This window comes from Sporosarcina sp. FSL K6-3457, assembly GCF_038007285.1.
Lineage (GTDB): Bacteria > Bacillota > Bacilli > Bacillales_A > Planococcaceae > Sporosarcina.
The window spans coordinates 2,808,034-2,821,473 of the sequence record NZ_JBBOWX010000001.1; the positions used below are offsets into that span (position 1 = coordinate 2,808,034).

The window sequence follows — 13,440 nt, forward strand, 5'->3', positions numbered from 1 at the left end:
CTCACACAATTCGCCTGCTGGCTGCGCTCCATTTAATTGTGGAAGTGCCCGGCACCCATATTACTTAAACCTGCTCGTACAAACTAAACATCGGGACCATAATCGCTAACACAATCGTCCCAACGACTGCTGCTAAAAAGACAATCATCAACGGTTCTATCAAGCCTTTTAACGTATCCACCGATCTATCGACATCATCCTCATAAAAGTCGGCAATTTTCTCCAACATATAATCGAGTGAGCCTGTTTGTTCACCTATCTGTGTCATTTGCGTGACAAGTGGCGGGAATAGCCAGCTTTTTTGAAGCGGTGCAGATAACGAACTCCCTTTTTCTAAACTCGCTCTCGATTCCAGTACAACTTTCCCCATAACTGGATTCCCCATCACTTTTTCAACAATCGACAGCGCTTGTAAAATCGGGACTGAACTACTAAATAGCGACGATAGAGTACGTGACATACGCGCAATGGCTGCTTTTTGCAATAACTTGCCAAATACCGGCATACGCAGTAAAAAATAATGCACTTGGTAATGGAATTGCTCATTATTTTTAAATAAATAATTGAAGGTAACGACTACTGCTACTGCAAGGATGAGCAATAACCACCAAAACCCTTGGATAAACTCACTAATCCCCATGACGAATATTGTGATACCTGGTAGCTCAGCATCAAAATCAGCGAACATGTCCACAAATGTCGGGACAATCGTCAACATCAGAAAGACTACTACAACAATCGTCATCAAAAAGAGCACTGCGGGATACATCATCATCGACTCAATTTTCTTCTTTAAATTATGCTGTTTTTCATAATAGCTGGCGAGTCGTTCTAATGTTTCATCCAAATTCCCCGTCGCTTCTCCTGCGCGAATCATATTGACAAACATTGCCGGAAACACTTTGCTATTTTTCGCTGCTGCACCTGAGAAAGTTGTTCCTGTACGAATATCTTCCTCGACAGCGAATAATGCTTTTTTCAGCGTCTTACTTGTCGATTGCTCCGCTAGTATGTTCGTCGATTCTACAAGGGAAATCCCTGCCCGAATGAGCGTGGCAAACTGGCGACAATAGACAACAAAATCCTCGTTTTTCACTTTACCTCCAAGCGATAACTCCTTATGGAGAAGGCTCTTCGATTCTGCGATTTCCCTTGGATTAATGCCTTGTTTACGCAGCTTAGCTACAGCAGCATTCTGGTTTTCAGCATCGACAGTCCCTTTTTTCATCGCCCCTGTCGAGGTTCGGCCACTGTATTTAAAAACCGTCATATGAACTCACCTTCATTCAAAAAAGGCTTGGCGTCGTCATAATGCAAAGCTCCACTTGCCATCAGCTGCTGGATGGATGTTTCCAATGTATGCATGCCCAACTTCCGGCTTGTTTGCATAACATTTTGAATCTGATGCACTTTTTCCGAGCGAATGAGGTTGGCAATGGAAGGTGTTTGGACAAGTATTTCCGTTGCCGCCACACGCCCTTTACCATCTTTTTTAACGAATAATCGTTGTGATACAATGCCTTGTAGCACGTTTGCCAATTGAATACGAATTTGACTTTGTTGGTGCGGTGGAAAAACGTCAATAATTCGGTCAATCGTTGTTGCCGCACTACTTGTATGCAAGGTTGCTAATACTAAGTGACCTGTTTCGGCTGCTGTGATAGCTGTTGAAATGGTTTCTAAGTCACGCATTTCTCCAACGAGAATGATTTCAGGGTCTTGCCGTAACGCAGCCCGTAGCCCATTGGCGAAGCTTTGCGTATCAATGCCAATTTCACGCTGATTGACGATTGATTTTTTATGTGGGTGCAAGTATTCAATCGGATCTTCCAGCGTAATAATATGCTTAGCATAATTGTCATTGACATAGTCAATCATCGCTGCCAGTGTCGTCGATTTCCCCGAACCTGTTGGACCTGTCACCAAAATAAGTCCTTGTGGTTTTTCAGCTAGCTCTATCAACACATCCGGCATCCCCAATTGCTGGATCGTCGGTATTTGGGATGAAATGAGGCGAGCTGCAATTGACACTTGTCCGCGCTGGTGATAAGCATTGACACGAAAGCGGCATAAGCCTTCCAACGCATAGTTGAAATCGGCTTCCCCTTTCGCTTCAAAATCTTCTTTTTTATTGACAGGAAGAATATGCTCCACCATTTGCTGCAATTCTGATGATGTATAGACACGATCCCCGAGTTGACGTAATTGCCCGTCGACCCGAAAAACGGCCGGAATCCCGAATGACAGATGCAAATCGGATGCTTGTTCTTCATATGCTTGAGTCAACAATTGTACAATGATATTCGACATTCCTTCACATCCTCATTATCGGCGTAATTGCGTTCAAATCTTGGAATCAGCAGATTCAAGTTAATCGGAGGTTGCTACACGTAGGACTTCTTCCGTTGTCGTCAGTCCATCAACAACTTTTTGTAAACCATCCTCCATCAAAGTCTTAAAGCCTTGATTTCTGGCGTGTTCTCGAATTTCAGTTGGGCTATTTTTGCCCATAATTTGCGCTTTGATGGTATCATCAATCCGTAGTATTTCATGAATCGCCAAACGGCCTCGATAGCCCGTCTGATTACAAGAAGGACAGCCTGCCCCCATTACGATTTCCGGAATTTCCAAACCATATTGTGTAAATAACTTCACTTCATGCTCATGCGGCTCGCGTGTCACAGCACAATCTCGACAGACACGTCGCACGAGTCGCTGTGCCATAACGCCTACTAATGAGGATGACAGTAAGTATGGTTCAACGCCCATATCCGTCAGCCTGGAAATCGAGTCTATCGCATTATTCGTATGCAAAGTACTCAGTACCAAATGCCCTGTTAATGAAGAACGGATAGCAATTTGCGCCGTTTCCATATCCCGAATTTCCCCGACCATAATAATATCCGGGTCCTGCCTGAGAATGGAGCGTAAACCTGCTGCGAATGTTAGGCCTACCTCATCACGCACTTGAATTTGGTTAACTCCCTGTAACTGATACTCAACAGGATCTTCAACAGTAATAATATTGACCTCTTCATTATTCAAGTGATTTAAGCCCGCATACAGTGTCGAGGATTTCCCAGATCCCGTTGGACCTGTTATTAAAATAATGCCGTTTGGCTTGTCGAGCATCGTTTTGAATAGTTGTAAATTATTGTAGGAAAAGCCGAGTCCATCGAGCTCGTTTAACGCCCTGCCTAAATCGAGAATCCGCATAACAATTTTCTCACCGTAAATTGTTGGTAACGTTGACAAACGAATATCAATCGGTCTAAAGTTGACGATTGACTTAATGCGTCCATCCTGTGGTATACGGTTTTCCGTAATATTCAAGTTCCCCATAATTTTCACGCGTGCAATAATAATGTTTTGCATGTTTTTAGGTAGTGAACGTTCCTCTCGTAGCACACCATCGACACGATAACGAATTTTCAATTCTGATTCCTGTGGGTCAAAGTGAACATCGCTCGCCCGTTGCGCAACCCCATTGGCAATGATTTGGTTGACCAAGCGCACAATGGGAGAATCTTCATCTGTTATTTGATTTTCAGTATCTAAATCTGTCGGTGTCAGATCGTCCAGTGCATCATCCATCGATTCTTGTAGATCATAATACTTGGTAATCGTTCGGTAAATATCATCTTTCGCTGCGATACTCGTTTCAATTTGATAGCCCGTGGTCATTCGCAATTCCTCAATAGCGAAGTAATCCATCGGGTCTGCCATTGCCACAAGGAGCTTATTGCGATCTTTCCGCACCGGCATCAAATTCGCACGCTTGGCTAATTCTTTCGGCACAAGCTGAATCAGTTCCGGTTCAATCGCATATTGGTTTAAATGGATATGCGGGATGCCCAGTTGCAGCTCTAGCACTTCAATCAGCTGCTGTTCAGTAATTTCCTGTAGCCTTATTAAATAATCCCCGAGCTTTTCCTCTCGACTCTTCTGCGTAAGGGCTTCATCCAACTGACTTTGGCTGATGACACCCGCTTCCATCAATAAATCCCCGAGCCTTTTTCGTGCCTTCATTTTTACCACAGTGCCACCCCATTTCTCATTATTGTGGGTCAGACGTTATTAAATTGCCGCCTTTATCGTACGTAGCACCTTCAGGAATTGGTTTGCCATTTTCATCCGTAAAGGTTGTTTCATCTTCAGCAGTTGAAGTTGTAGTGTTTGGATTACCTGGTTGCGTCGACGTTCCCCCCTGCGGTTGTGATTCTATTGGCATCACTTCACCCGGTATGACCATGGATACAGGTGGCGTCTGCGTGGATACTAAAATCACCTTATCTGTAGGTGGGTAAAAATCGCGGCTAACGACTTCAATCTCTCCACCTGGGAGCTGCCTTTTCACTTGCACGCGCAAGCCATTCTTGCCTTCTTCCAACACTTTCTCCTGCCCCGCTGCTAAAGTAGGCGTCAGTCGATAAATCGTTCTCGGTTGAACAACTTCCAATTTCGATGCATCATACGCAACCTTCATTTCTGATTCAAACGAATACAATTCAATGACTAATCGTTCTTCTTTTATAAAAGCTTCAATCATGACTGGACGGTTCGTATTGTTGATAAATGCAAAATCCTGCTTCCTTTTTGCATCTACTTTCACTTCAATTCCAGGTACTAGATAATCCGGAAGTTGATGTTGCGAATGGCGCTCTTGAATAGCCATTTCTGATTTCAGCACAGCACTATACAAAGTAGAAGCAACGAAATTCGCAGTTTCCTCGTTATACAAACTATCTATCTCAGTCAATTTCTCTAAAAATGAAAATGACTCTCCATTTAATAGCGTCGTATCATTGACTGCATTGATGATAGGTAACAGACCATTTTCACTAACGACAACTTCCTGTGTTTCAAAGGAGATGCGACTTAGTAAATCTTTCGTCAACTCAACTTCTTGTGCTTCAACAGGTCCCGTTTGCAAATAGCGCCCATGGTTTCGTATCGCCTCAATAGTTTCATCTACGAAAAAGAGTGGAGCTTCCTTGAGAACTTCATATATTTTTTCATCTACAGATACTTGTAATGGTAATTGAACTTTTTTATCGCCACCCAAAAAGTTATACCACGGTTTGGATGATTCACTTATATATTGTTTCGCAGTATTTTTAATGTCGAATTGAATGTAGCTACTTGGAATGACGATCTTCGCAGTTGTTCCTTGAACGACGAGGTCACTTTCTTTCCATGCTGTCACCTCTGTGGCCAATAGCGCTTCAATTTCAGATATTTTTTTGCCCTCAACATTAATCCCCGCAATCGACCCATTTAACAAATCACCTTTTGCCGATGCAATTGAAGGCGGTGCAATTACTTGATACAACAGGAAAACAATTAAAACACCCCATGTAACGATTGGATAATAGTATTTCATTATCGATTTACCCCCTTCGTCTTCATTCGCCTGTTTTTTTACTTATCATATTCTTTTGTTCTGAACATTCTTGTAAGATGTCTATTAGTCTAGAATTATACCTTAAAGATGGGAATAAGCAACTACTCTTTTATTTATTTTTATCTATTATTCTATTTTTCGTCATAAATTAGTTATTTATACCTATTAAAAACAGTCATAATAAAAACCATAGCCTAATAAGCTATGGTAATTTGACAATATTCGTTTTAAGCCGTCACAATCTCTTTGTCTGAAAACACACCCACACGATTCCTTCCGGCCTGCTTGCCACCAATGTAAAGGGCACGGTCTGCATTACGCAACAGTAATTTGGCATCCTCTGCATCTTCAGGTACAGTAGCAACACCTATGCTAATCGTCATCTGAACGTCAATAGGACTTCTATCCTCAGACAGGTCCGGGACGATACGAAAAACAGTATCCGCTACTTCTCTCCTAATGTCCTCTGCTAATTCAATCGTTTCTTCTTTACCTCTATTCGGGAGAAGGAACACGAACTCCTCTCCTCCGTATCTAGCAAGTGTAACGCTCGGCCCTACATAGGCGAGAAGAACTGTTGACAATGCACGTAATAAGTCATTGCCGCTTTGATGTCCATATGTGTCATTTATTGACTTGAAATAATCAATATCTAAGATAATTGTAGAAAGTGAATCAATTTCACCAGTATGATAACGAATGATTTCCTCATCTAATTTTGTATCTAAATAGCGGAAGTTATACAATTTCGTTAAGCCACATCGTTCACTCTGTTCAACCGTTCTTTCGTATAAACGAGCTTTGACGAGTGAAACCGCAAAATAACCAGCCAACATTTCTACAATCTTCATATCTAGTGCTTGAAACATATTTTTATGATTGGAGGTGAGGATTAAAAAACCTTCCGTTTTCTGATCACGTTTAATGGGTACAACCATCACACTTTTCACCGAGGACGAAAACTTCAAATTTCTCAATGTCCCCATGTCTTTTTTCGTATTTAAAATTTTCGCTGCTTCCAAATCAAGCCCGTCATTTACTATGACTTTCGATTCAAAATCGAATTGGTCCACATTTTTGGATACAACATTATTTTCCGATCCCATAAGCATCACAAGATGTGTTCCTGCTTGCAAATCTAACACGTAGGCATAATCATATGACACAACATTTCGTAAATTGACAATGAACGTTCGAATAACATCTTCAAAGCCAAGACGATCCGAGAGCTCACGGCCAATCACAGTCGCAGAGGATAGTTTATCATTCAATTTATCTGATTGGTGATAAATCCTAATTACGTATAAAATAACCAAAAATGGAGTTCCGCACAATAGAATAGACGTATTGCCAAAATACGTATTCAAATAGTAAAGAGAAATACTGAACGGAAAAACAAGCATAGTTATGGAATAATCCCAAGCGGTTACCTTACTCCATATCGCATACTTACGTGACATTATGACCAAAAACAGCTTCAATATTAGGCTATTCATCACCATATAAGTGATTGCGTAAATGGCGCCCGACAATATGAGGGAAGAAAAGTCTAACATACCGATTTCCCCACCTACAAAGTGGAAAATCACTCCGCTCGTCACTGATATAATTGCAAACATCGAGGAATTGATCAAAAATCGTTGGAATGCCGGTGTAGAGCTTTTGCTGCTAAAAAGAAGAAGAATCATAGCTATTTGCATAAACACAAGTTCAGCAAATACACCATATTGAAAAAAGACCGTAAATGTAATCCAACGCTCCAATGAAATCGTGATATTCGAAAGCCGGATAGGCATCATCATTGTAATGATAAGAATCATGAGATAAAGAGCGATGGTTACCCAATCGAAGTCCTTAGAAGGCATATAAGTAAAAGTGAAATAGAAACCAGGAGGAACAATGGCTATCCAGATTGCTACTAAAATAAGTTGTCTTTTTCGGGATAACTCCATTGAATTGCCTCCTTTCTTATACTCACTTCACATATTGAGCTACACGATTGCGTCCAGCCTGTTTTGCACCGATATACAACGCACGATCCGCATTGCGCAACAAGGTCATCGCCTCATCCGTATCTTCAAGAGCAGATGAAACCCCCATACTACAAGTAATATGAATCGTTTGTGGATATTTGTCTTCACCCAAATCAGGAACAATCAGAAAGTCATGGCCCCCAATTTCAGAGCGCAGGTTTTCAGCAAAGTCAAACGCTTCCACTTTTGACATCCCAGGTAAAATATAGACAAATTCTTCACCACCATATCGACCGACAACCCCACCAGCCGGCAATGCCGCTTCAAGTTTTCTCGCTAACATATACAAAATGTCGTTGCCACTTTGGTGACCATACATGTCATTGACCCTTTTAAAATGATCGATATCAAGCATCACGACAGACAAATTCGCATGGACCTTATTATTCACTTGACCTGTTAGATAAGCTAGTCGCTCCTCGAGGTACCTATAATTATAAAGACCCGTTAATGCACAGCGCTCATTCTTCGTAACCGCTGCCTGCATATAGCGCGCTTTTTCCACAGATACAGTGAAGTAAGAGCAAAGAATATCTAAAATTTTAAGCTGATACACTTCAAAAGCCGATTTCTTTTTGGAACCAAGCAACATGACCGCTTCGATATGCTGATTTCGCGTAATCGGTATGCAAAGAACACTCTGTAATTCACTAGGTATATACCCCGTGGCTACCGCCTGCCACTCTTCCCTCGTTGAATAGAAAACAGGTTCATTTTTCTGCAACGCCATTCCCGCTAGTCCTTGTCCAGATGCTAAGCGCTCCGTTCCAATGTTTTTCGGCTTGCCATATTCATAAGCGCTAATAATTTCTAACCAATCTTCCTGATGATCAAAAAGATAGGCAAACTCTACCTTAAAAAGAGTTGACACCTTACTTACAAACAGGTCAATCACTTCTTTCTCCGTCATCTTTCCGGAGATTTCCTGCCCAATATGACTAGCCTGCCGCAAATAGCTATTAATCTTCTCTGAATTATTATAAAGACGAACAATCAGCGTGATAAAGAAAAACGGAATTGTTAACAGGAAAAATGCAGCTGTTCCAACTATATAAATCATATAATAGAGTGATAATGCCATCGGTATAATGATCAAAACAATTGCATAATCCATTAAGATTTCATTCGTACTATAGAGTGACTTAATTCTTTTATAACGTACATAAACTCTTAACACAATATCATTGAGAATTGTATGTACAAGCTGGTAAGCAACGACACTTACAAGTACCGGCCAAAAAGCATTCGATCCAAGTTCTCCGCCCACTGCATAAAAAGCAATGGCTGCTAAAACTGATAATAAGAAAAAAAGTGTAGAATTAAAGAAAAATCGTATCACCACTGACAATGAGGACGAAGCTGTAAATAAAGTGGCAAGAACAGCAATTTGCATCACGATGATTTCTACAAATAAGCCATACATTAAAAAGGCAGGAATCGTCAGCCACATCACAAGAAATATCGGCGAACCATTTTTTGTAATAGGAAAATAGATCGCCAAAAAACTTAGAATTGTAAAAATAACTACAGTAGACCAGTCCACCTGTACGGGAGGAAAGTTTTTCAAAATAATGTACATACCCGGCGGAACAATCAGTAACCACACTATAAAGTACTTAATAGTGGACCTATTTACACCTGTCATACTGTTCCACCCCCAATTAGATAAGTCTGACGAGTTCAAAAATATAGAACTAATATATAACTTATCAAACCTTGGACTATCTGTCACGATAAACTACTTTCCTTCAATAGTACCTTCTTTGTGGGTAATAAGTCTGTTTATCATATATAACGAACCGGTCACCACTATCCTTCTTTCGTTACCCTTGACTAGTATTATAGTATCAGTATAGTAATTTGTCATCCTTTTTCTCTCATGATGACAATATTCCATCAATTTATCAGCCGTTTCAGCTTGAGGATGTGGAAAATTCACAAAAGTAAAGGATGCAGCTACTGGAATGAGTTCATCCAACGTCCGCTCAATATCTTTCCCCTTTAACATCCCTATTACAAAATCTACTTTTTCCCCTGGAAACTCTAATCGTATTGTTTCTGCAAGTACTTTTGCTGCTGCCGGATTATGTGCACCATCCATAAATAGTCCTGGGGAAATTTCTTGAAAGCGAAAGGATAGTTGAGTCGTTGCAACAGCAGTAGCTACTTTCTCTTCCTCTAGTACTATGCTCGCTGCAAGAAGCGCCTCAATGGCGACGGCCGCGTTGTTAGCTTGATGAGGCCCTTTCATCTTCCTCCCCTTCAACTGGAAAGTACTGATTCCTGAAAATGCATCATGAGCATCTATATTGAAATGCTCTCCGTACGTGAATAGAGGACTAACCTTCTCCAATGCAATACGTTGCACGACGGCTAACGCCTCTTTAGGTAGGGGACCAACGACGATAGGTATTCCACTTTTAATGATGCCCGCTTTATGCGCCGCAACCTCTTCCAGCGTCCCTCCGAGAAATGCCATATGGTCGAGCGCAATCGAAGTAATAATCGACACAATTGGCACGACAACATTGGTACTATCCAACTCCCCGCCCATACCCGTTTCTAGAAGTACATAGTCAGGTGCAAATTGTCTAAACGACACCAACGCCGCAACCGTCAGTAATTCAAAATCCGTCAACAACCCACTCAAGCCCGCCTCTTTCATCAACTTAAACGAAGCATCCAAATCCTTTGGTGCAATCGGCTGTCCATTGAAACGTATTTGATCATGGATATCTAGCAAAGCTGGCGAGGAAAAAACAGCTGTTGAGAAACCGTGCTGCCGTAGGATTTCCTCCATAAATGCAATCGTTGACCCTTTGCCATTTGTTCCGGCAACATGAATAATTCGTAAATCTCTTTCTGGGTTCCCCACTTGAACAAGTGCTTGCTGTACGGCCTCTAGCCCTGGTTTTATCGCATGATCGCTGTCAATTGCCCAGCGTTTTTTATATTCATCCATTTTGGGAATCAAAGTTACCCCTCCGTATGATAGAATTTACATAGAAAAAGTATATCATGGCTGGAGGGTCACAATGTTAAGTTGTTGGGTAATTTATAATGGTAGTTTGACGAGCGATAAATTTAAAGATCAAGCGGAATTGCTAAAGGAGGCTGCAGAACGTGCTGGTATTCGAACTGAACTAAAGAAAAATTATGACGTGCTGATAGATTTGACTAAACCAATCGAACAACGTCCCCATTTCGTCGTCTTTTTGGACAAAGATATTTTACTTGCACAGTTTTTGAAAACTACTGGGATCGCTGTATTCAATGATCCTGACGTTATTGAAACTTGTGATAACAAAGCAAAACAATATTTACAGTTAGCTGCTTCTGGTATTCCTATGCCCGAAACAATCATTGCACCGAAAGTGTACCCGGCATTTACCATTCAGGATTCGGGATACTACGAACGCGTACTGGAGCGTCTTGGATTACCTATGATTATTAAAGAAGGCCATGGTTCATTCGGCATGAAAGTGTACTTAATTGAAACAAAAGAGCAGTTTTATGACAAGACGGATGAATTGCGCGGCGTCGATTATGTATTCCAGAAATTCATCGCGACGAGTCGCGGACGTGATATCCGGGTCAATATCGTTGGCGGTGACATCGTTGCAGCGATGTATCGCCATTCGGAAACGGATTTCCGAGCTAACATTACAAACGGCGGTGTGGCGTCAGAAGTCGAGCTCACTGACGCTCAACGAGCATTAGCGATACGCGCCGCTGAAGCTGTCGGCGCTGAGTTTGCGGGTGTCGATTTACTATTCGGAGAAAATGAAGAACCACTCGTCTGCGAAGTGAATGCCGCCGCCCATATTCGCAATATCTATAACGTCACAGGCGTCAATGTTGCGGATGCAATGATTGCCTATATTTTGAGGAAACTTGAATGAAAGGCGCCGTCTACTATTCAAAGAGTGAAGCGCTAAGAAATCATCTATTCATCGACGATTTAATGAAGGAAGCTAGGCGAATTGACATTGACCTTCAGCTAATCATCGGAGATGAACAACCAGATGCAGACGTAGACTTTATTCTTTTCCGGGATCGTAATCCTAGTCTGGCTACAAAGTTTGAGAGTGAAGGCTTCAACTTAGTCAACCGAGCCGAAGTTAACCGGATTGCTCACGACAAACTGAAGTCATTTGAATTTGCCACCCTTCTTGGCGTGGCGGCAGTACCTACAAAAAAGATTCAGCGTACCAATCAAATTGACATCTATCCATGCGTTTTGAAAACGGTCGACGGGCACGGTGGTCAAGAAGTAGTTCTCTGCACATCTATCACACAAGCAGAAGCTTTTTTTGCACAATTCCATGACCATACAATCATCGTCCAACCATACATCGAATCTGGCGCACGCGATATTCGCGTCTTCATGATTGGCGAGGAAATTGTAGGTGCTGTCAAACGAACGGGCAACGGCACATTCAAATCGAACTACACACTCGGCGGCTCCGTCGACCAATACACACTCGCCAACTGGCAACAGCAAGAAGCTAAGCGCATCGCCAAGGCATTGAAAAGCGACTACATCGGCATCGATTTCATCCTACTTCCTGATGGCAGATGGCTGTTCAATGAAATCGAAGACCCTGTGGGTGCACGGTCACTGTACACGACACATGATTTTTCTGTGGCAGGGAAATTGATGGGGTATATTAAGGGCAAACTTGCTGAGTAGTGTTTTTTGACGTAAAATAGCCCGCCGATTATTTTTGATCGGACGGGCATTTTGAAAACGTGGAGGTACAAGGGCAATTGAAAAGGCCCCCGTTGATTGACTAAATCGGAAGCTTAAATATTGGTATAATCATCATTTTCCTAAGTACAAACCTGCACCGGGTTCTTTTTCTGTTAGATTATTTCTTACTGAATTTCAATAGTTGCATGAGTAACTGACAGCGGGATAATTATTTCTCCACACCTATCAATTATTTTTGTTCAGTAAAAATACATCCTCCTCAAGTTGGTGCATTTTATGCTTCAAGAAACGAACATCCCGCGTCACTAGCTTTTCAGTTGTTTTATCAAGTTTGTCAAACCGTTTACCCGTCTGTTTAAAGCCACTATTTAGCTGCACATCCAATAAGCCAAGCTTACTATCCACTGAATCAAACCGGACATTCATTTCAGATTTCATGTCTGTCATTTCAGTTTTCATGCCTGTTATTTCGGTTTTCACATCTATCATTTCGCTTTTCATATCTGTTATTTCAGTTTTCATATCCTTCATCTCAGACTGTATGCCAGTCATTTGCTCCATCATTTTCCCCATCATTTCAAGTAGTTGCTTCTCCATACCGAATCACCCCTCTTAATAACTAGTATAGGCTTTTTCACTGTGGAAAGAAAGGTAAAGATGATCCCAACCAGCGGCTGTAGACAGAATGTCAGGCTATCTCATTCTTCTTCCCATGTAGTCCCGAATGGCGCCCCACCTTCTGTATATCCTGCAATGAAAGAAAATGTATCGTCGGAACCATAAAGAGCACCATCTTGCTCTTCTTTCGCTTCCTTGCGCCTTCTTTTTGCATCTGCCTTACTCGCTATAGATAATTCTACTTGTTTTTTATAATTATCACTTGATTTGTAGCCAAGAATCTCTAACTCGTTAATGGCACAAAGCAAGTCAACACCATACCATTTGCTATAGGACCTTACTATATTTTTAGCAGTAACTGTCGGCAGCCATTTTGCTTTTGCGTCCCGTAACCGTTGCGCCTTGTTATATTTTTTTCTTCGTGGGGTACTGTCTTTCTTTTTAGCCAACTTCTTATTCCCTCCATCATATTAGCAGTTGATTGTTTGCCTGTTTTCTCGATATAGCTGAGTGCTGTATAGAATTTCTACTAATATCCTACGATATCACTTATGATGCACCCAGCCGATTAAGATACTGCAACACACATTTTTTACAATCACAGTATCTCTTGCTGTATGTCGAGAACCTGCTTTTCAGAAAGTTGTGTTGCCATCACTACAGTATCAACA

At 41.5% G+C, this 13,440-nt stretch carries 11 protein-coding genes; 2 read left to right on the top strand and 9 right to left on the bottom strand.

The window, feature by feature from the left end; genetic code table 11:
• Positions 1 to 64: 64 nt before the first annotated feature.
• From N1I80_RS13935 to N1I80_RS13965, 7 genes are all read right to left on the bottom strand, one after another.
• Positions 65 to 1,270 carry a type II secretion system F family protein gene (locus N1I80_RS13935; RefSeq protein ID WP_340738471.1) on the bottom strand — a complete coding sequence of 402 codons (1,206 nt, stop codon included), beginning with the start codon at positions 1,268 to 1,270 and terminating at the stop codon, positions 65 to 67.
• A complete protein-coding gene (locus N1I80_RS13940) occupies positions 1,267 to 2,310 on the bottom strand; it encodes a type IV pilus twitching motility protein PilT (protein ID WP_340738472.1) in 1,044 nt (347 codons plus the stop codon). The genes N1I80_RS13935 and N1I80_RS13940 overlap by 4 nt, the downstream gene beginning before the upstream one ends.
• Positions 2,311 to 2,370: 60 nt before the next feature.
• Complete coding sequence (locus N1I80_RS13945) at positions 2,371 to 4,029, bottom strand: GspE/PulE family protein (RefSeq protein WP_340740048.1); 1,659 nt, start codon at positions 4,027 to 4,029, stop codon at positions 2,371 to 2,373.
• Positions 4,030 to 4,057: 28 nt separating this feature from the next.
• Entirely contained in the window at positions 4,058 to 5,383 is a 1,326-nt protein-coding gene (locus tag N1I80_RS13950) for a VanW family protein (protein ID WP_340738473.1), read from the bottom strand.
• 248 nt (positions 5,384 to 5,631) lie between these two features.
• Positions 5,632 to 7,356: a GGDEF domain-containing protein gene (locus N1I80_RS13955; RefSeq protein WP_340738474.1), complete on the bottom strand. Its 1,725-nt coding sequence runs from the start codon at positions 7,354 to 7,356 to the stop codon at positions 5,632 to 5,634.
• Between the two features lie 22 nt (positions 7,357 to 7,378).
• Positions 7,379 to 9,082 (bottom strand): sensor domain-containing diguanylate cyclase, encoded by a 1,704-nt coding sequence (locus N1I80_RS13960; RefSeq protein ID WP_340738475.1) that lies wholly within the window; start codon positions 9,080 to 9,082, stop codon positions 7,379 to 7,381.
• Positions 9,083 to 9,175: 93 nt separating this feature from the next.
• Positions 9,176 to 10,411, bottom strand: coding sequence for a bifunctional folylpolyglutamate synthase/dihydrofolate synthase (locus tag N1I80_RS13965; protein ID WP_340738476.1), 1,236 nt, complete (start codon positions 10,409 to 10,411; stop codon positions 9,176 to 9,178).
• Between the two features lie 61 nt (positions 10,412 to 10,472).
• On the opposite strand from N1I80_RS13965, the gene N1I80_RS13970 reads away from it, so the two are divergent.
• Together N1I80_RS13970 and N1I80_RS13975 are read left to right on the top strand one after the other, a co-directional pair.
• On the top strand, positions 10,473 to 11,339 hold the full coding sequence (locus tag N1I80_RS13970) for an ATP-grasp domain-containing protein (protein WP_340738477.1): 867 nt from the start codon (positions 10,473 to 10,475) through the stop codon (positions 11,337 to 11,339).
• Positions 11,336 to 12,130 (top strand): ATP-grasp domain-containing protein, encoded by a 795-nt coding sequence (locus N1I80_RS13975; protein WP_340738478.1) that lies wholly within the window; start codon positions 11,336 to 11,338, stop codon positions 12,128 to 12,130. Before N1I80_RS13970 ends, N1I80_RS13975 begins: the two co-directional genes overlap by 4 nt.
• A gap of 246 nt (positions 12,131 to 12,376) precedes the next feature.
• Here the strand turns inward: N1I80_RS13975 and N1I80_RS13980 are convergent, their stop codons facing one another.
• Positions 12,377 to 12,748 (bottom strand): hypothetical protein, encoded by a 372-nt coding sequence (locus N1I80_RS13980; protein WP_340738479.1) that lies wholly within the window; start codon positions 12,746 to 12,748, stop codon positions 12,377 to 12,379.
• Positions 12,749 to 12,849: 101 nt separating this feature from the next.
• Positions 12,850 to 13,218: a hypothetical protein gene (locus N1I80_RS13985; protein WP_340738480.1), complete on the bottom strand. Its 369-nt coding sequence runs from the start codon at positions 13,216 to 13,218 to the stop codon at positions 12,850 to 12,852.
• Between the last annotated feature and the right edge of the window lie 222 nt (positions 13,219 to 13,440).